Below are 19,588 nucleotides of genomic sequence, written 5' to 3'. Positions count from 1 at the left end.
TGATCAGGCAATCGTCAACGCAGACCGAACCGCAGGCTGGCACCGATCGTGCGGGGCCGCGTGACACTGCCGGCGAACGAGAAGGGCGCGTTGAGGATGCCGTATTGATCGAACAAGTTCTTGGCGAACAGGCCCGCCTCAATGCCTTCGGCGACGCGGAGCGAGGCGTTGAGATCGATCAGGCTGTAATCGCCCTTTTCAAGCGTCGCCCCGAACGCCACGGGCGCTTTCGACAGATAGCGATGCGCGATCCCGATGCGCGGCCGAAGCGGTGAATCGCGCAGCTCGAAATCAAGCTGGTTGGCGATGATCCACTCGGACGCACCGGGCAGTCGCGTCCCCGCCGCATAGCCGCCGCCGGGGGCAAAGCTGTCGGGCAACAGGGCCGACAGGCGTGCATCGTTATAGGTCAGGTTGGTGGTGAAGGTCAGATTGCGCGACGGGCGGAAGACCAGCGACATTTCGATCCCGTCGATCTTCGCGCCACCGCCATTGACGGTGTAGGCGTTGAAATCGACCGGCGTGAACAGACGCGACTGGATGTCGTTCCACTTGATGTTGAACGCCGCGATGTCGAACGACATCGTGCCGGGCACCAGATCGAATTTCGCTCCGAACTCGTAATTCTGCGTCGAATCGCTGTCGAATTCGATCGGCACCCCGGTTGCCACGGCAAAGGTGTTGATCCCGCCGATCCGGAAGCCTTCCGAATAGAGGCCGTACAGGGTCAGTCGGTTGCTGGGCTTGTACGACAAAGAGACCTTGGGCACGAAACCGGATTCCTTGCGCGCGCCCGGCTCGTAATCGAATGGCGCGATCAGCGCGGCGTTGGGCAGGAACTGCAGGCGCGGCTGTGACTTGTATTCGAAGTATCGTCCGCCAACCGTCAGCGTGAGCACGTCGGCCAGCGTGTAGGACAGTTCGCCGAAGGCAGCGATTTCGCGCACCCGGCTGGTGCTGACGGTACGACGCAACAGATCGCCGGGTGCCAGCACGCTCCCCGGTTGCCCCCCGAACAATGCGGGGTTGGCATCGATATAGGCGCCGATCCCCTCCACGAAAGCGCCGTCCGTAGAGTCCGAGCGCAGTTTGGTATAATTGCCGCCGATCAGCCATGTGAACGGCCCGGTGCCACTGGAGGCCATGCGAAGCTCGCCGTAATTGGTGGTCGACTTGCCGACCGAGCTGGACAGCTGCGGCGTATCGGTGCGCGGATCGTTGCCGCCGAAGATTGAATCGTCGAACGCCAGATCGGCCTTCTTAATCGTATGGCTACCGACCGCGGTGAGGTTGGCAAAGCCGAGATCCTGATCGAGTCGCAGGCTGTAGAGCTGGATCTCGGTATCCTGGAACTCATCGACATTGGTGTTGCGATCGTACGTTCTGGCCTGCGGATCGGCGCCAAACTGCACGTAGGTCTGATCGTCGAGATCATATTCCTGATAGAGCCCAAGCGCGGAGATCTTGGTCGTTTCGGTCGGGGTGAAGACGATCGAGCCGCGCAGGCCGCGTACGCGCAGATCGTTGCTGCCCTTCTCGCCGGTCCCGGTATTGGTGAGATAGCCTGCGTCGTACCGCTGCAAGCCGACCAGGCGCACCGCCAGCTTGTCGGCAATGATCGGCACGTTCATCATCGCCTTTGCCGCGTAGCTCGCTTCGCCCGCGCGCCGGGTAGAGGATACGATGCCCTCGGCGCCGGCGTCGATCGCCGACGGATCGGCTTCGTTAACGACATAGTTGATTGCGCCGCCCAGCGACGACGACCCGAACAGCGTGCCCTGCGGACCACGCAGCACTTCCACCTGTTTCACATCGAACGAATCGATGTCGGGGATGACCAACGGGAAGCCCGGTTCGACCAGTGGGATCTGGTTGATGTAATAGCCGGTCGTGGCCTGGTTCGCCTCGTGATAGGTCGTCGAGGCGACCCCGCGGATCACCACTTCGGAAACACCAGGCTGGTAATCGTTGAACACGACGCCGGGGACACGGGTGATATAGTCCGACAGGCTCTGTGCGTTGAGCCGCTGCAAATCCTGTTCGGTGACCGCCGACACGGAGCCGGGGATATCTCGCGTGGATTCGTCACGCTTCGTCGCGGTTACGACGATATCTCCTGCCTCTGTATCGGCGGTGGATACGGACTGCGCGAACGACGCCGACGGCGCGAGCATAATGCTGGCGAGCGCGATAGCGCTGACCCGGCATATGAATGAACTATTGTTGCGCAATGTCGCCCCCATCGTTGTGACCTGTTGCAAGGTTACGAGCATTTGTGACGTTTTCGAGCGTCATGATTGCGCTAGCTGGGTCGATGGTTATTGCGATCGGGCCAAATTGCCGCCGGGGCGGAACGTATCGATTGCCGTAGTTATACGGGCGCCCCTACTCTTCATCATCACTACTGAGGAACGCCGACCTCCATGTCGCCAGCCCTATCCCGTATCGCCTTATCGCGCCGCCGATTCCTCGCGGGGGCAGGTATTACGGCGATGTTGGGCGGCGTTACGCTGCCGGCGCGCGCGGCTAGGAGCACGCTGCCCACGCCGCCGGTGACGCCGCGCATTCCGCTGGTACGCACGCAGGTCGGCAGGACCCGGATAGATCCCTATGCCTGGCTAAAATACGTGCCGGCCAGCGGCGAGCGCAGCATTGGGACGCTGCCGGCGCCGGTGCGCGAACATCTGCTGGCAGAGAATGTCTATGCCAAGGCGGTGTTGGAGCGCGTTGCAGCGGACGAGGCCGCGTTCTACGCAACGATGCAGGCGCGCGCGCCGGTCGGCGATGCCGAACCTGGCCTGTCGCGCAATGGCTGGACGTATGGCAAGGCGTATCCGGACGGATCACACGCGCGCTATTCGCGGCACCGCGTCGGCGCGTCCGAGGTTCAGTTATTGCTCGACGAGGCGGCGCGCGCGGCGGGCCAGGCCTATTATCGCACCACCGGACAACAGGTCAGCCCGGACGGGAAATCCTATGCCTGGGCGGAAGATGTCGGCGGCAACGACCGGCATCGTATTTGCGTGCGCGATATCGCAGGCGGGACGGTGCGGGTGCTCGTCGATAGCGATGCGTACGGCTATGGCGGGCTGGTCTTCTCGCCTTCGTCGGACTGGCTGTTCTGGATCTGGCGCGATGCGCGCAACCGGCCGACGCGCGTATATCGTACGCCGGTGGCGGGAGGGCCGGGGACACTGGTCTATGAGGAAAGCGATCCGGCGATTTTCATGCAGATCGAGCGCACCGCGGCGGACGGGTTCGTCGCGATCACGCTGTCGGGGCCGGATACCAGCGAGGTGCGGCTGATTCCCGCCGCGGGCGAGACGCGTGCTCCGGCGGTGGTGTGGCCGCGCGCCAAGGGGCGGCGCTATTCGATCGAGGAATGGAACGGCGGCCTGGTCGCGCTGGTCGAGGATGCCTCCGCGCTCGACGGGCGGATCGCGCGGGTCGATCGTCAAAACTTTGCCGAGCAGGGCGATTTGGTGCAGCACCGTGCGGGGACGCAGATCCTGCAAATCGCGTCGTTCCGCGGCGCGCTGGTGCGGCTCGAACGGCGCGACGTGCTGCCGCGCATGGTCCTCACGCTGCCGGGCGGTACGGAACGGCAGGTGGCGATCGCGGGCGACGCTTATGCGCTGACTGTGCCGCTCGGGCAGGATCATCGCGGCGCGACTTGCCGGGCGATGATCGAGACGCCCGCCAGTCCGCCACACTGGATCGACGTCGACCTGGCCAGTGGGCGGAGCACGGTGATCGCTACCCAGCGCATCGCCGGGTTCGATCCGGCGCGCTTCAATGTGCGGCGGCTGTTCGCGACCGCCTCGGACGGCGAACGCGTGCCGATCACGCTGCTGACGCGCAAGGGTACCGTGGCCGACGGGACGGGACCGTTACTGCTCTATGGCTACGGCGCATACGGCGTGTCGAGCGAGGCGCTGTTCGATGTCGCACCGACCGTTTTGGTCGAACGCGGCTGGAGCTATGCCATCGCACATGTGCGCGGCGGATCGGAAAAGGGCCGGCGCTGGTTCCTCGACGGGCGTCTGCACGCCAAACATAACAGCTTCGGCGACTTCATCGCCTGCGCACGACACCTGATAGCCGAGCGCTATGCTGCACGCGACAAGCTTGTCTCCTACGGTTTGTCGGCCGGCGGCTTGCTAGTCAGCGCGTCGATGAACGCTGCGCCCGATCTATGGGCCGGGGTGATCGGATCGGTGCCGTTTGTTGACATGCTAAATACGATGAGCGACGCCGAGCATCCGCTGGTCCCGCTGTTCCGCCCTGATTGGGGTGACCCGCTGTCGAGCGCAGCTGATTACGACTACATGGCGTCAATCTCCCCGTACGAGAATGTCCGGCGCGTGGCCTATCCGCCGCTGCTAACCACCGCCGGGCTGAAGGACGATCGGGTGGGCTATTGGGAACCGGCAAAACTGGTCGCCGAAGTGCGTGCGCGATCGACCGCTGCCCGCCCGACGCTGCTGCTCACCGACATGGCCGCCGGGCATCAGGCAAGCGGCGGGCGCGAGGCCGAGAACCGCAAGATGGCCCGCTTCTATGCCTTCGCCCAAGGCTGTATCGAGGGGACGTTCGCTTGATCACGGTATTCGATCCGCGCCAGTTGTCGCATGCGCCGCTGCGCGAACTGCACAATGGCGGTTAGACCGATTATAACTAAACCCGGAACCGGGAGACGACGATACTTCCTGCAGTCGGCCCGGCAATACCGGCGCGCGACCATGTTCTGGCGCAGTTCCGCCGGCGTGCATGATGCGGGCCGTCTCGACTTGCTGCAGGTCGCGCAACGCGACTGGATCGCGGCGGGACGCTTGGGCAACGCGATCGGCTTTAGTTGACCGTCGCCGCTGCGGCTCGAACCTGACGCGGATCGATGCGGGGCTGGGGCGCCACAGCTACGACATCGGGACGCCGATCACGGCTGCAGTTGGGCGGCCACCTATCGATCGACGCAGACCGCACCAATTGCGGAGCAAATAGCGGAGTCGCAGCGTAGCGAGTCAGTCATTTGCACGATCGCCGCCTCAAGCAGCGTCTCCTATCGCAGTGCAGTGTGTCGTCGAACGAGGTATCAGCTCAGCCGCGTGTTCGCTTGAGCCGTTGGTTAGATCGCGCGTCGCGAACTGTATCGGCAACACGTCCTTCTGGTCAGTGACGAACACGATCTCGCGCCGAGCCTCGCCGACAACGGACCTCGCGACGGCGAGTTTGATTTTACCGAGAACGATCGAAATTGCCGTTGCGCTATCCAACCCGACCGATAGCGTCGTCATCAGGGGAAGACGATCGTGAACAAGCAGGTGGAGCGGCGGTGGCTGGTTTACTGGCGATCAACACGACATCGAATAGTTTCGCGACGCCAGGCGGCTTAAACGCACAGGGGTGCCACAAGAACCGCAAGGGCGGGACAGGCTATCACTGCCATCGCGGCTCATCGTTTAGTGGTAACGGAATTACAAAGCGGTCGCTCAATCCCTCATCCGGTAGCGGGAATGGGAAGGCATTTACTAACTGCAGCGCCGCAAGATCAGCAGGCGCTGCGCCGGTTCGCGCTGGCGATGCCGGATATAGCCGCGGTCTCGATCGCAATGGTGACGGTATCGGCTGCGAATAAACAGCCATCGATCATCATCGTAATTAGGTCGAGGAATGCGTCGGCTGCCTCAAACACTTCCGCCGCTTTGCAACCCGTCAACATCTCCGCGCGGTCTACTTCACGGGCCTCGTTCATCTTGCCGCCCTGATCTGGCTACATTGAATGGCGATCCCGCTTCGATGCGCCTGCTCGGTGAACAATTCCTTGGCAGCTTGCACTCAATCGAAACGCCCCTCAATCCGCACCACCGGCACGATCCCAAGTCCGGGCGGCAGCTCCAATTCCAGCGCTTCGTCGCTATGCCGGTGCGACAGCGTGCGCCCCCCCAGCAGGGTCACGCGCGCGATCGCCCCGTTCCACTGGCTCCGCCCGAGCGCCATGATCCGCGCCGTGCCTTGCGGCGCCTTGAGGAACAGTACGTACAGCGCACCGCCTCTGGTGGTGAAGCGCACGTCGCCCGCCGCAAAGCCCTTGAACCCGTCTTCGCTCTTCATGCCCGAGGCGAGCCGCGTCGGCCCGTCGCCATAGACGCGGAACGGGCGCGAGCCGAAGATCGCCTCGCCATTGATCGCCATCCAGGCGGCGAGCCCATCGAGGATGTTCTCCTCCTCGCCATCTATAGTGCCGTCGCCGCGCTGCGGCACCGAAAGCAGGAGATTGCCGTTCTTGGACACCACGTCGGCCAACCGCTGCAGCACCGCTTCGGCCGAAGTGTAGCTGCGGTCGGTGAAGCGCGATCGGTTATAGAACCAGTCGCCCAGGCACGTGTCGGTCTGCCACGGCTCTTCCCACAAGCGATCGGAGAAGCCGCGCTCGACATCCTGCACCAGCCCACCGCGCGCATAGGGCTGCAACTGCTTGGCGGTGAGCACGACATCGACCTTGCCGTGCCATTGTAGCGAGCGATTATAGTAATCCGCCGCCGCCTGCAGCCCGATCGGGCCGAAGGGCAGTTCGGTATTGTCCATATAGCAGAAATCGGGACGGTACTTCTCGATCAGGTCGATCTGCCGCAACAGCCATTGCCTGGCGTAGCGCGCATCGCCCGGCGGCGCGGTCTCGATCCACTGCCCGTCATGCGCGTCGTGCCAGGCGTCCATCGCCGCGATGCTATCGATCCCGTCCGGCGCGACCATGTGCCGCCCGGTGTACAATTGCTGCGGGTCGAGCCCGTGCCACCATTTGCCTTTGCCCTCCGCCTTGGTCAGCCGGTAAGCATCGTAGCGCTCGCCCTTGCGCGACCCCTCGGGGTCATAGCCGTACGCGGGCTGGTACCAGTGCCAAGCATGGCTGGCATGGTTCGAGACGCCGAAGCGCAACCCCGCGGCGCGCGCGGTCTTGGCCCAGGTGCCGACCACGTCGCGCTTCGGCCCCACGCGCAGCGAGTTCCACGGGTGATGCGCGCTGTCATAGCAATCGAGATTGTCGTGATGGCAGGCGAGCGAGACAAAATATTTCGCGCCCGCCTTCACGAAGCGCTGCATCAGCGCTGCCGGATCCCAATTGGCGGCGGTCCAGCGGTTCTGCACGTCCATCATGCCGCTATCGGCGGGGTGGCCATAGGCCTCCAGATGGTGGCGGTACATCGGATGGCCCTGCATATACAGGAACCGGCCATACCAATCGCCCTGCTCGGGCACTGCCTGCGGGCCCCAATGCGACCAGATGCCGAACTTCGCATCGCGAAACCAATCGGGATAGCGATAATGCTCGACCAGCGACGGCCAGGTCGGCTGGACCGGCCCGGCGGCCAGCCCCCCGGCCCGTGCCAATGCCGGCATGGCGGGCATCGCCGCGAGGCCGGCGAGCACGCCCCGGCGATGCCACAAGCTGTGCATCAGCGGCGCTTCGCGATGGTCATGGCGGCGCCCGTATACGTCACTTCCGTATCGAAGGCGTTGGCGTCGGTCACCGGTTTGCCGGGCACGACCCATTTGACGCGGATCGCACGTGTCGCCGGCATGCCGGCCCAGCCTGCGCCTTCGCGCGCGCCCAATGTCAGCGTTTGCTTGCGATCGTCATAGCGCATCGGAATGCGGCTCGACGCGCCGGATTTGTACTGCAGGCTGCGCCCGTCATCCTCGTAGAGCGAGAATTGCCCGTTCGCCCCGGCATAGACCGTGATGGTCAGCGGCGCATCGCGCTGCTGATCGACCCATTGCGTCACCGGCCCCATCGGCACCACCGCGCCGGCGCGGACGAACAGCGGCATGCGTTCATAGGGTGCGTCCACCGTGGCGGACGTGCCGCCGCGATATGCCTTGCCGGTGGTGAAATCGTACCAGCGCGCCTTGCCCGGAAAATAGACCTGGCGCGCGCGCGCGCGATATTCCGTGACCGGGGCGACCAGCAGCGCATCGCCGAACAGATATTGATCGTCGATCTTGCGCGCCTTGAGGTCGGCGGGGAAATCCATCGCCAGGCCGCGCATGATGCTGCCGTCCTTCTGGAACGTGTCGGCGCCCAGCGTGTAGATATACGGCATCAGACGGTAACGCAGCTGATCGTACCACACCATCGAGGAGCGCATCGGCGAGCCTTGGGGGCTGATCTCGTAAATCTCGCGATACGGATATTCGCCGTGGCTGCGGAATAGCGGACTGAACGCGCCGAACTGGAACCAGCGCAGGTTGAGTTCGCGCCATTCCTCGAGATTTTCCGCGGTCGGCGTCTTGCTGGCGAAGCGATCCTCCAGCGCAAAGCCGCCGATATCGTGCGTCCAGTTGGGGATGCCCGACATCGAGGCGTTGACCCCGGCGGAAATCTGCGCGCGCAGATCATACCAGCGGCTGGCGACGTCGCCCGACCAGATCGCCGCGCCGTAACGCTGCAGCCCGGCAAACCCGGAGCGGGTGAGCAGGAACGGCCGCACGTTGGGCTTGTACGCGCTCCAGCCGTCATAGAAGGCGCGCGCGTTCATCAGCGGGTAGCTGTTAAAGAATTCGGCCGCCGGGCCGGCTGCAGTCGGACCCATCGTGTCGATCCGCTCGGGGATCGAGAGATTGCTGTGCATGTCGGGCTCGCTGGCATCGGCCCACCAGGCGTCGACACCCAATTTGGCCAGCCGGGTCTCGACCTGCTTCCAGAAAATCTTGCGGCCTTCGGGGGCATAGGGATCGTAGAAGGTGTTCTTGTAGCCCGGCCCGACCCAGTCGACATTGCCCTGCTTCAGATTGCCCTGATAGACCAAGCCCTTGGCCGCGAGTTCCTTGTACGTATCGGTGGTGGGATAAAATTTCGGCCAGACCGAGATCATGAAATTGGCATGATCGCCGTGGACGGCATCGATCATCGCCTTGGGATCGGACCAGAATTTCGGGTTGAAGCGATGGCTGCCCCAATCGTCATCGCGCCAATAGCGCCAATCGAGCACGATATTGTCGAGCGGAATGCCGAGCGAACGATATTTCTCGACCACGCCGGTCAGCTCGGCGGTATTCTCGTAGCGCTGACGCGACTGCCAGAAGCCGTAGGCCCATTTGGGCATCATCTCAGCCTTACCGGTGAGCTGGCGGTAGCCGGCGATAACCCCGTCCAGCGTGTCGCCGGGGACGAACCAATAATCCTTGGCCTGCGCAACATCGCTGGTCAGCCAAACCGAGTGGCGATCGGCGGCAGGCAGCGGATCGTTATGCAGCAACGCCATATAGCCGGCATTGGGCTCCCATTCGATGCGGATCGCGACCTTTTTGCCCTTGGTCATCGGCAGATCGAAATTGGCGTACCAAGGATTCCAGTTCTGCCGCCAGCGATCGAGCACCAATTTGCCGTCGGCGAAGACCTTGAAATAGCTCGAGCCATAAAGCTGGAATTTATGCGCGCCGGTGACCGTCGGGAGCACATCGCCCGACCACACCACCGTCTGCTTCTGCACCGCATTGCCGGCGGTATTCTGACCGCCGGTGGCGGCCGTGGTCGCGGCCTTGGCGGCGGCGGGCCAGGTCGCCTGATCCTTGATGAACTGATAGTTGATCACGGCTTCCTGCCGCGTCACCACGGATTTGCCGTCCAGGAAATATTCCGCCTTCCAGCCCGGCTGGCCAATACTGCTGACCTGCAGCCCCTCGCCGACGAGCTTGTACGGCGTCGGATTGCCGAAGCGGCTGATCCCGTCATTGTCCCACAGCAAACCGTATTTGTTCGTCGAGACGACGAACGGCACGGCGATATCCATGTTGTGCTGGGCAAGTTCGACGTCCTCGCCATTATAGTCCATTTGTGCGTTCTGATGCTGGCCGAGGCCGTACAGGCCTTCGTCGGTGCCGCGATTAAACTGCTGCGACACGGCGACATAGGGCTTGCCGTCGGCGCTGGTCGGGCGGAACACCGGCGCGCCGCTTTCCGCCAGCAACACGCGGTTGGCGGGATCGAGGAAGCGCACCTGCCCGGTCTGCAGATCGACATCGGCGATCGACTTGGCCGCGCGGACGAACACATGCCCCTTGCTCTCCGCAACGCTGAACGCACCGGCGGCGGGCGGATTGGGCGCCATCAAGCTCGGCGTGCGCACGGCCCCCTCACTGCCCTTGGGCAATGCGACGACGTGCACGATGCCATCGCCATGCACCGATAGTTCGATGCGCGACGCCGGGCCGCTTGCCGGGCTGACTACGATACCCGCGGCGGTCTTCTGATAGGTCTGCGCCTGCGCGCTGCCGATAGCGCTACCAAGCATGAGCGTGGAGATGATCGTCTTCTTCATATCCGTCCCCTTATTTTGTCCCGCACCGCTTAGCGGTAGCGCCCCATCGTGATTTTCAACACCTGCGGCTTATCGAGCAGGTTGATGCCGTAATCTGTCTGGTCGCCGTTCCACACGCGGGACGCGACCCACGCCCCCTTGCGGAACGTGCCTTCCTCGACGCGCACCACCAGGCCGTTCGGCGTGAAGTCGGCCGTACCGAAATTCAGCCGCACATGATCGCCGACGACGAGAAATTCGTCCGCCGACAATTGGGCCACCGCGACCCCGCCGATCGGCTCCTTGCCCCAGGGCGCGGGTTCCGACTTGAGCCAGGTCCAGTCCTTCATCCCGAACTGCCATTCGCCCCACGACGCCGAGATCGTCCAGGCGCCCATCGTGGTGCGCTGTGCCGTGCCGTCATCCGGCTTGGCCGCGCCCCAGGTCGGTCGTTCGAACGCGATCCGCGCCCAATCGCGCATGATCGATCCGACCGCGGCATAGGGCAAGGCTAACGGGGCGAGCGTCGCCTCGCTCAAATCCCCGGCGCCGAGCGGATAATTGAAATAGCCGCTAGCATCCAAACCGAACGGCGCATAGCCGATCGCGCCGCGCCCGAGCGCGGCATAGAAGAAGCGGTGGAATTCGCGCGCATTGCCGATCTCCGGCACCATCAGCGCATTGTCGGGCCTGGCATATTTGTCGAGATATTGCACCACGTTGGCGCTCGCCCGATCATAGATATCGGGCGCGGCGAAATCGACATGGGGAGCCGCCGCCTTCCAGATATCGAGCACGTCCTGCTGCGGCCCGCCGCTCGCCACGCCGTCCGGATCCGGCACGTTGGAGGGGCCGGCAAGCGACGCGTTGACGTACATCGGCAAGGGCTTGATCACCTTCCCCGCCGCGGCGATCGCATCGACAAAGGAGGCGACATACCAGGAATTGAACGCGCGATCGGCCTGCGCGCCGAACGCCTGCGCCCAGGTGCCGCTCTTACCAGTCGCCTTGGCCAGCGCGGCCGGAATGGCGCGCGCGAACAATGCGTCGGCGGCAGGCGAATAATCGCGTGGATTGCGATAGCTACCAGTCTCGTTCTGCGGCTGGACCAGGATCACCGTATTCTGCGCATCGTGATCGCGCAGATATTCCATCACTTTGACGAACGCGCGCGTGTCCGCCGCCAGGGTCGCCACGCCATGCGCGCTGAGCACGCCGTGATCCTTGCCGTCGCGCGTCTTCATGCGCGGGAAGCGGCGGTTGTCGAGCTTCACCCAATCCGGCGTATAGGCGAAGGAGGTGTTCTTCCATGTGCCGAACCAGAGCAAAACCACGCGCTTGTTATGCGCGCGCGCCTGATCGAGCAGTTCCTGCAGGAACGACAGATCGAACTTTCCTTCGACCGGTTCGACCTGCTGCCAGGCGATCGGCACTTCGACCGTGTTGGCGTGGACGCGATCAAGCACGTCCCAAGCCGTCTTGAGTGCTTCCGGATAATTGCTCGAATTGTTGACCTGCCCGCCCAGCATCGTGAACGGCACGCCGTCCACAATTAGCGCGTGGCGGCCATTTTTGCTGACGATCTTGGGAATTGGGGTGGCCTGTTGGGCCAGCGCGACGGTGGGGAGAGCAGCGAGCAGAGCGGCGGCGATCAGCGCCGACCACTTCCCCCCAGTTTTCCCCTTAAACTTTCCCCGGCGAAGGCCGGGGCCCAGCTGCAGAGCACATGAGCTACGCACGCTGCGCCCGGTTACCGCAACCTGCGCGACTGGGCCCCGGCCATCGCCGGGGAACGGCATTTTTTCTGACGTCACTTTTTCTCTCCCACCGGATCGCCGTAGAATATGCCGCGTCCGTCCGTGCCGACATAGACCCGGCCAGCAAGGCGCGGGTCGCCCGAAATCACGCGGTAGCGCCCGCCCCAGCGATGCGAATCGTCATCGATCCGCGCCCAATGCCGCCCCAGATCGCGCGAGCGCCACACGCCGCGCGTGCCGTTCTGGGTGCCGATCGCGAACACCGCATCCTTGCCCAAGCCGAACAATTCGATCGCCAGCCCGCCATCGACGCGCGTGAACTGCGCGCCGCCATCGGTGCTGCGGTACAGCGCGCGGCCAAGCTGCAGCCATAACTCACCCGCCGCCAGCGGCGAGGCGACCAAGGCCGATTGCGCTTCGCGGTTGGCCGGTCGCGCGGCGGACAGATCGCTCGGCAGGCCCCGCCCGGCAAGCGGCGTGAAGCTGCGCGCATCATCACGCGACAACAGCAACCTGCCGCCCGCCGCATCGACGGCGTAGAAAACACCTGGCGTCACCTTATCGGCCACGGCGCGCGTCGCCGCGGGCAGCCCGTTGGGACGCTCCCACGTCGTGCCCCGATCCCGCGTCACGCGGGGTTCGAGCGTTGCCACCACGAAAGTCGCGCCATCGGCGGACACGGTGATCGCCGCCTCGCCGATCAGATCTTCGCGCCGTGCCGGCGTCCCCATCGGCGGCACCTTGAGCGGCTGCCAGTTGCGCCCGCCGTCGCCCGACCAGCCCAACGTCGCGTCGCGCGCCCGTTCGAGATACAGGCTGCCGCTGCGCACCAGCACGTTCGGCGCGCGGCCAGCATAATCCAGCGTGTTGGTGTTTGACAGATACGGGTTCGCAAAGCTGGGCTGCGGCGAGCGCGCCAGATCGTCGTGCACGAACCCGGCGAGATCGCCGAAGCCGGACACGAGATGTGCGCCGCCGGTCGGCGAGACGAGCGTGATGATCGCGGTCTGCTCGATCCCCTCGGCCCAGGGCACCCAGCGGATCGGCCCGCTCGTCGCCAATCCGCGCGTGGCATAGACCGTCGCGCCGGTCGTATAGACGATATGCCGCGGATCGAACGGATCGATCGCCAATCCCGAAATCCAGTGGCCGAAATCCGCCCCGTCGCCTTCGTGCAGCAGGAACGGCGTCGCCGAAATGTCGCGGCGGCTGCGCTTGCCGATATCGTCCCAGCGCAGGCCCTGATCACGCGAAACCCACACCGTATCACCGATCTTGTAGCGGTCGATCGTCGATACCGCGACGATGCCGCGCGCCACCGCGACGCCGAGGAACCCACCGACGCTGCCGCTCTCGCGATACGCCCGCGGCGTGACGTCGCGCGCGCTGCCATCCACGCCGTAACGCCACACCGCCCCGGTCGTCGCATCGCTCGGCCCGATGCCGCTGGCATAGCCGACATACAGGTTGCCCGCCGCGTCGATCACGCCCTTGACGGCGAACAGCGCCGGCCCCGGCATCGCCGCCCAGCTCCGCCCAGCGTCGTCGGATCGGTAGAGATGCACCTGGCCCGGATCGGCGACGCCGGCCCAGATCCGGCGCGACGCCTGCCCCGTCTTGCCGCCGGTCGGATCGACCACCACGAACGACACGCCGCCATGCGACGTGCGACGGGCGGGCGCGCCCAGGCCGACGACCGGGAAGTTGGTCACCTTGGCCCAGCGCGCGCCGGCATCGTCGCTGCGCCACAAGCCATCGTGGCGCGACCCAAAGAATAAGGTGGACGTCCGGTTCGGATCGATCGCCAACCGCTCGCCCAGCCCCCGCCCGGCTTCATTGCCGCCCATTGCGAAGGGCACCGGGGTGATTCGCCACTCTCGGCCACGGTTCGCGGATCGCAGGATCGCAGCGGGCTGACGGGCGCCCATCCCGGCCGCGAGGTACACGACGTTGGCATCACGCGGATCGGCGGCGACACTCTCGGTACCCATATAGCTGGAGGTGGCATTGTCGTCCTGCAGCGGAAGCCAGCGGGCGGTTTTGGCGTCCCACCGATAGGCGCCGCCCATGTCGGTGCGCAGATAGGCAAGATCGCGCTCGACCGGGCTGAACACGATGTTTGGCGCATAGCCGCCGGCGCCGACCTTCACGTTGCTCCAACGATAGCGCGCCGATAGATCGGCCGGCAGATCGGGACGCGCCACGACCGGCGTGGCGACGCAGACCAGCGCAACCCCGAGGATCCAGCTCTCGAATCGACCCGTCCCCATCCAGCGCGATCCTCTCCATAGCGTTCGGCGCGACCGCCGATACGTCCCTTGACGACGCCCTATGGCATAGACGATACCGCTAACACAACGGAGGGGAACACGTGTCGCAAGAACATTTGCCGCTGCTCAAGGCGGTGCCGGGCGACTGGCGTAGTGGCTGCTTCGTAGGTCGGATAGACAGCGGAGACGGGCCCACGCCGATCGTGATTCGCGACGGCACGGCATTCGACATGTCGGGCGTCGCGCCGACGGTTTCCGCCTTGATCGAGATGGGTGCGTTCGACGGTGGCACCGCGATTGGCGATCTGGACTCGATTGATACAGCATCGTTGCTCAGCCCGATCGACTTGCACTGCGTAAAGGCCGCCGGCGTCACCTTTGCCGTCTCCGCGCTGGAGCGCGTGATCGAGGAGCGCGCGCGCGGCGATCATCATCGTGCCGTCGAAGTGCGGGATCGGATCGAGGAAGCGCTGGGCGGCAATATCCGCGCCGTCGTGCCGGGTTCGGCGGAAGCCGCCACGCTCAAGGATGTACTCATCGCCGACGGGCTGTGGTCACAATATCTCGAAGTGGCGATCGGGCCGGATGCGGAAATCTTCACCAAATCGCCCGTGCTCTCGACGGTCGGGCTCAACGCCGAGATCGGCGTGCGATCGGATTCGACCTGGAACAATCCTGAGCCGGAGATCGTGCTGGTTGCGGATTCGTGCGGTCGCGCGGTCGGCGCGACGCTCGGCAACGACGTCAATCTGCGCGATTTCGAAGGCCGCTCGGCGCTGTTGCTGGGCAAGGCCAAGGATAATAACGCGTCCTGCTCGATCGGGCCGCTAATCCGCCTGTTCGATGCCCAATTCACAATGGACGATGTGCGCGCTGCCGACGTGGCGCTGACCATCGCCGGGACTGACGGCTATACCCTCAACGGGGCAAGCACGATGCGGGAGATCAGTCGCGATCCGGAGGATCTGCTGGCGCAGGCGATGAGCGAGCATCACTATCCCGACGGCTTCGTGCTGTTCTGCGGCACGCTGTTCGCGCCGACCCAGGATCGCGATGAACCGGGTCGTGGCTTCGCGCACAAGCCCGGCGACGTGGTGACCATCACCAGCGCCCGGCTCGGCACCCTCGTCAATACCGTCACCACGTCGCGTGATGCGCCCGCCTGGCGCGTCGGCATCGGCGCGTTGATGCGCAACCTTGCGGCCCGCGGGCTGCTCACGGCGTGACGCCGTCGGAGATCTTGATGTTACAGCAGACCAGTACGAGCGAGACGCGGGCACGCTATCCCAGCCTGCAGAATAAGAGCGTGATCATCACCGGCGGCGCGTCCGGGATCGGCGCCGGTTTGGTCGAGGCGTTCGTCGCGCAGGGCGCGCGCGTCGGATTTGTCGACATCGCCAATGACGAGGGCGAGGCGCTGGCCCTACGACTCGCCGCCGACGCGCGCCATGCGCCGCTTTATCGTCACTGCGATCTTACCGATCTCGATCAGGTCGCCGCAGCGATGCAAGCCTTTGAGATCGCGCTGGGGGGCGTGGACATCTTGATCAACAATGCCGCCAATGACGATCGCCATACGATCGACGATGTCACCCCGGCGGTGTGGGAAGACAGGCTCAACGTCAACCTGCGTCACCAGTTCTTCGCCGCCAAGGCCGTCATCCCGGCGATGAAGCAGGCCGGTGGCGGCGCGATCATCAATTTCGGATCGATCAGCTGGCATCTCGCCTTGCCCGATCTGGTGCTCTACCAGACCTCCAAGGCGGCCATTGAAGGGCTCACACGCGCGCTTGCCAGGGATCTCGGTAGGAGCAATATTCGCGTAAATACGATCGTCCCCGGCAACGTCCAGACGCCGCGCCAGGAACGCTGGTATACGCCCGAGGGCGAAGCCGAGATCGTCGCCGCGCAATGCCTCGACGGCCGCATCCAGCCGTCCGACGTCGCTGCCTTGGCGCTGTTCCTGGCGTCGGATGATGCCCGCATGTGCACCGCGCACGACTATTTCGTCGATGCCGGATGGCGTTGATGCAGGCCGCGCATCTGCTGTCGATCGGCGCCGAACTGGGCGAAGGCCCGATCTGGATCGGCGACGCTTTGTGGTTCGTCGACATCAAGAGCCGGCGCGTCTATCGCCACACGCCGGAAACGGGAGCGCTCGATCATTGGGATGCGCCGGAATTCGTCGGCTGGGTCATACCGTCGATGCACGGCGACCTGATCGCGGGGCTGCAATCCGGCCCGCATCGCTTTTCGCCCGAGAGCGGCGCGTTCGCCCAAATCGCCGAGATCGACGCGCACCTGCCGGCCAATCGCCTGAACGACGCCGCGGTCGATGCCTCGGGGCGCATCTTCTTTGGCACGATGGATAATGACGAGACGGCAGCCAGCGGCCGCGTGTTCATGCTCGATGCCGGCACGGTTACCATCACCGCGATCGATCCGGTGTGCATCGCCAATGGCCCGGCCATCGCGCCCGACGGCAAGCGCTTGTACCACGTCGACACGCTGGCGCGGACCATTACCGTGCACGCGATCGAAGCTGATGGCAGCGTCGGCGCCGCCGCCCCATTCCTCGCCTTTACCGGCGACGAAGGCCATCCCGACGGGGCGATCTGCGATGCGGAGGGCGGCGTTTGGGTGGCGTTCTACGGCGGTTGGGCGGCGCGACGCTATGACGCGACCGGGCTGCAGACCGGCGAGGTGCGTTTGCCCGTCGCCAATGTCACCAAGATCGCGCTCGGCGGCCCGGACCACCGCACGGCCTATGTCACCACGGCGCGGCAAGGTCTGTCGGCCGAAGCGCTTCTCGCACAACCTTTTGCTGGCGACGTGTTCACCTTCCCCGTGACCATCGCAGGAATACCGATACCCCCCGCCAACAGCTGAGCGCACACAGAGGCGCCGGAAACAAAGAGGATACCCGAGTGGACCACCCCCAAGGCCATAGCGAGATCAACCGCTCGCTCGTCATGCTTGTCGTCGCGGTGGCGACGATTGGCGGCTTCATGTTCGGTTACGATTCCGGCGTGATCAACGGCACGCAGAAGGGGCTGGAAGCGGCGTTCGATCTCGGGCGACTCGGCATCGGCGTGAATGTCGGCGCGATCCTGGTCGGGTCGTCGATCGGCGCGTTTGGCGCAGGGCGGCTGTCCGATCTGATCGGGCGCCGCAACACGATGATGGTTGCTGCGGCCCTGTTTATCTTTTCAGCGCTGCTGGCGGGTGCGGCGGAATCCTCGGCAATCTTCATCCTCGCCCGGATCATCGGCGGGTTCGGCGTTGGCGCAGCCAGCGTTACCTCGCCCGTGTATATTTCCGAGGTGACCCCAGCAAATGTGCGTGGGCGTCTGTCGAGCATCCAGCAGGTGATGATCATCACGGGGCTGACCGGCGCGTTCGTCGCCAACTTCGTGCTGGCGCGCTATGCCGGCGGCTCCACCGCGATCCTGTGGGGCGGCTATGAAGCGTGGCGCTGGATGTTCTGGTTGCAGGTTATTCCTGCGGCTATCTACTTTGTCGCCTTGTTCTTCATTCCCGAAAGCCCGCGCTATCTAGTCGTCAAGGGGCGTGATGCCGAGGCGGCGGAGGTGCTCAGCCGCCTGTTCGGGGCGGCGGAAGCGGAGCGCAAGGTGGCGCAGATCCGCGCCAGCCTGGCGGCCGATCATCATCGCCCCAAATTGTCCGATCTGATCGACAAGAAGACGCGCAAGATCCGCCCGATCCTATGGGTCGGCATCGGCCTTGCCGTGTTCCAGCAGCTCGTCGGCATCAACGTGGTGTTCTATTACGGCGCCACCTTGTGGGAAGCGGTCGGCTTTACCGAGGATTACGCGCTGCAGACCAACATCCTGTCGGGGGTGCTATCGATCGGCGCCTGCCTGCTGGCGATCGCATTGATCGACAAGATCGGCCGCAAGCCGCTGCTGCTGATCGGTTCGGCCGGCATGGCGGTAACGCTCGCCGTGGTCGCCTGGGCCTTTTCCACCGCGGTGACCGACGCCGCCGGCGCCGTGTCGCTGCCGGGTAACAACGGGCTGATCGCCCTGGTCGCCGCCAATCTGTACGTGATCTTCTTCAACGTCAGTTGGGGCCCGGTGATGTGGGTGATGCTCGGCGAGATGTTCCCGACCCAGATCCGCGGCTCGGCGCTGGCCGTGGCGGGCTTCGCGCAGTGGATCGCCAATGCCGCAATCTCGGTAAGCTTCCCCTCGCTTGCCGTCTCGCCCGGCCTGGCAGTGACCTATGTCGGCTATGCGTTGGCGGCAGCGGTGTCGTTCTTCTTCGTCAAGGCGATGGTCAACGAAACGCGCGGTCGCGAACTCGAGGATATGGAAGGGTGAGGATCGCCGCGGGCGACTGGGCGGCGACGCTGGAGCCGACGGGCGGCGCGATCGCGTCGCTCACCCGGCGCGGGGTGGATGTGCTGCGCCCGAGCCCAGTCGGCGCGCGCGATCCGCTGTCGCTCGCAAGCTTTCCGTTGGTGCCGTATGCCAACCGTATCGCCAATGGCGCGTTTTCGTTCGAAAGTGAGCGCCACGTCGTGCCGCTCAACTATCCGGGCCAGGCGCATCCCCTGCACGGCGTCGGCTGGCTGTCGGCCTGGTCCGTCACCGCGTCGGACGCAACGAGCGCGACCTTGGCCCACGCCCACGCGCCCGACGACGCCTGGCCCTGGCGCTATGCCGCCACGCAGTGCATCGCGCTTGATCCCAGCGGGCTGAGCGTCACGCTGACACTGGAGAATACTGGCGACGACGTCATGCCCTATAGTCTCGGCTTCCACCCCTATTTCGCGCGCGCCGGGGTCGCGACACTGGCCTTCGTCGCCACCGGCGTATGGCAGGCCGATGGGGCGATGCTGCCGACCCAATTGGCCGCGCCCGATACGTTGGGCGATTGGTCGCGCGGGGCGCCGCTCGCGCGCGCCGCGTTGATCGATCATTGCTACACTGGCTGGGGCGGCCATGCGACGATCACGCACGACGATGGCGCGATAACGCTCGCCGGCACGGGGACGCCGCTGCTGCATTTCTACCTGCCGCCGAGCCAAGACTTTTTTTGCCTCGAACCGGTCACGGCGATGCCCGACGCGGTCAATCGGGGGGCGGCGGCGAAACTTGCGCCGGGCGAGCGACGCGAGATCGCGATGACGATCCGGGGCTAAGCGAACGCCCTCACTGGGTGGTCGGCGCCTGTACCGCTCAAGCAAATCGCAGTTCCCCCGCGCAAGCGGGAACCAGGATTACAGCACCGCCGCCCG

General features: G+C 64.8%; 13 protein-coding genes. 7 read left to right on the top strand and 6 right to left on the bottom strand.

Going from position 1 to position 19,588, the window contains the following annotated elements; genetic code table 11:
• Nucleotides 1-14: 14 nt before the first annotated feature.
• Entirely contained in the window at nt 15-2,174 is a 2,160-nt protein-coding gene (locus U1739_RS16345; RefSeq protein ID WP_332709640.1) for a TonB-dependent receptor, read from the bottom strand.
• A gap of 318 nt (nt 2,175-2,492) precedes the next feature.
• On the opposite strand from U1739_RS16345, the gene U1739_RS16340 reads away from it, so the two are divergent.
• Both U1739_RS16340 and U1739_RS16335 read left to right on the top strand, forming a co-directional pair.
• Nucleotides 2,493-4,601, top strand: coding sequence for a S9 family peptidase (locus tag U1739_RS16340; RefSeq protein ID WP_332709639.1), 2,109 nt, complete (start codon nt 2,493-2,495; stop codon nt 4,599-4,601).
• Nucleotides 4,602-5,332: 731 nt separating this feature from the next.
• A complete protein-coding gene (locus U1739_RS16335) occupies nt 5,333-5,635 on the top strand; it encodes an excalibur calcium-binding domain-containing protein (RefSeq protein ID WP_332709788.1) in 303 nt (100 codons plus the stop codon).
• Here the strand turns inward: U1739_RS16335 and U1739_RS16330 are convergent.
• From U1739_RS16330 to U1739_RS16310, 5 genes are all read right to left on the bottom strand, one after another.
• Complete coding sequence (locus tag U1739_RS16330) at nt 5,549-5,752, bottom strand: hypothetical protein (protein ID WP_332709796.1); 204 nt, start codon at nt 5,750-5,752, stop codon at nt 5,549-5,551. The two genes, U1739_RS16335 and U1739_RS16330, sit on opposite strands and share 87 nt — an antisense overlap.
• A gap of 83 nt (nt 5,753-5,835) precedes the next feature.
• Nucleotides 5,836-7,455, bottom strand: a complete 1,620-nt coding sequence (locus tag U1739_RS16325) for an alpha-L-fucosidase (RefSeq protein ID WP_332709638.1) — start codon at nt 7,453-7,455, stop codon at nt 5,836-5,838.
• Entirely contained in the window at nt 7,455-10,319 is a 2,865-nt protein-coding gene (locus tag U1739_RS16320) for a TIM-barrel domain-containing protein (protein ID WP_332709637.1), read from the bottom strand. Before U1739_RS16320 ends, U1739_RS16325 begins: the two co-directional genes overlap by 1 nt.
• A 29-nt stretch (nt 10,320-10,348) precedes the next feature.
• Entirely contained in the window at nt 10,349-11,839 is a 1,491-nt protein-coding gene (locus U1739_RS16315) for a DUF5597 domain-containing protein (protein WP_443025580.1), read from the bottom strand.
• Between the two features lie 269 nt (nt 11,840-12,108).
• Nucleotides 12,109-14,325: a WD40/YVTN/BNR-like repeat-containing protein gene (locus tag U1739_RS16310; protein WP_332709636.1), complete on the bottom strand. Its 2,217-nt coding sequence runs from the start codon at nt 14,323-14,325 to the stop codon at nt 12,109-12,111.
• Between the two features lie 101 nt (nt 14,326-14,426).
• On the opposite strand from U1739_RS16310, the gene U1739_RS16305 reads away from it, so the two are divergent.
• Genes U1739_RS16305 through U1739_RS16285 form a run of 5 tightly spaced genes read left to right on the top strand, consistent with a single transcriptional unit; the run spans nt 14,427 to nt 19,492 of the window.
• Nucleotides 14,427-15,551: a fumarylacetoacetate hydrolase family protein gene (locus U1739_RS16305; RefSeq protein WP_332709635.1), complete on the top strand. Its 1,125-nt coding sequence runs from the start codon at nt 14,427-14,429 to the stop codon at nt 15,549-15,551.
• Nucleotides 15,552-15,568: 17 nt separating this feature from the next.
• Nucleotides 15,569-16,354, top strand: a complete 786-nt coding sequence (gene xylB, locus U1739_RS16300) for a D-xylose 1-dehydrogenase (protein ID WP_332709634.1) — start codon at nt 15,569-15,571, stop codon at nt 16,352-16,354.
• Nucleotides 16,354-17,214 (top strand): SMP-30/gluconolactonase/LRE family protein, encoded by an 861-nt coding sequence (locus U1739_RS16295; protein WP_332709633.1) that lies wholly within the window; start codon nt 16,354-16,356, stop codon nt 17,212-17,214. Before xylB ends, U1739_RS16295 begins: the two co-directional genes overlap by 1 nt.
• Before the next feature lie 38 nt (nt 17,215-17,252).
• Nucleotides 17,253-18,668: a sugar porter family MFS transporter gene (locus U1739_RS16290; RefSeq protein ID WP_332709632.1), complete on the top strand. Its 1,416-nt coding sequence runs from the start codon at nt 17,253-17,255 to the stop codon at nt 18,666-18,668.
• Nucleotides 18,665-19,492 (top strand): aldose 1-epimerase, encoded by an 828-nt coding sequence (locus U1739_RS16285; protein WP_332709631.1) that lies wholly within the window; start codon nt 18,665-18,667, stop codon nt 19,490-19,492. The genes U1739_RS16290 and U1739_RS16285 overlap by 4 nt, the downstream gene beginning before the upstream one ends.
• Nucleotides 19,493-19,588: the final 96 nt, after the last annotated feature.

It is taken from the genome of Parasphingomonas puruogangriensis (assembly GCF_036663635.1).
Classification (GTDB): domain Bacteria; phylum Pseudomonadota; class Alphaproteobacteria; order Sphingomonadales; family Sphingomonadaceae; genus Sphingomonas.
Note: the sequence above shows the minus strand (reverse complement) of the source record. Positions and strands in the feature narration are given on the sequence as shown.

Bases quoted from the DNA above. Each gene is read 5' to 3' on its own strand.
- U1739_RS16345 (WP_332709640.1), bottom strand. From the start codon at position 2,174: ATGCTCGCGCCGTCGGCGTCGTTCGCGCAGTCCGTATCCACCGCCGAT.
- U1739_RS16340 (WP_332709639.1), top strand. From the start codon at position 2,493: ATGTTGGGCGGCGTTACGCTGCCGGCGCGCGCGGCTAGGAGCACGCTG.
- U1739_RS16330 (WP_332709796.1), bottom strand. From the start codon at position 5,752: ATGAACGAGGCCCGTGAAGTAGACCGCGCGGAGATGTTGACGGGTTGC.
- U1739_RS16325 (WP_332709638.1), bottom strand. From the start codon at position 7,455: ATGCACAGCTTGTGGCATCGCCGGGGCGTGCTCGCCGGCCTCGCGGCG.
- U1739_RS16320 (WP_332709637.1), bottom strand. From the start codon at position 10,319: ATGAAGAAGACGATCATCTCCACGCTCATGCTTGGTAGCGCTATCGGC.
- U1739_RS16310 (WP_332709636.1), bottom strand. From the start codon at position 14,325: ATGGGGACGGGTCGATTCGAGAGCTGGATCCTCGGGGTTGCGCTGGTC.
- xylB (WP_332709634.1), top strand. From the start codon at position 15,569: ATGTTACAGCAGACCAGTACGAGCGAGACGCGGGCACGCTATCCCAGC.
- U1739_RS16295 (WP_332709633.1), top strand. From the start codon at position 16,354: ATGCAGGCCGCGCATCTGCTGTCGATCGGCGCCGAACTGGGCGAAGGC.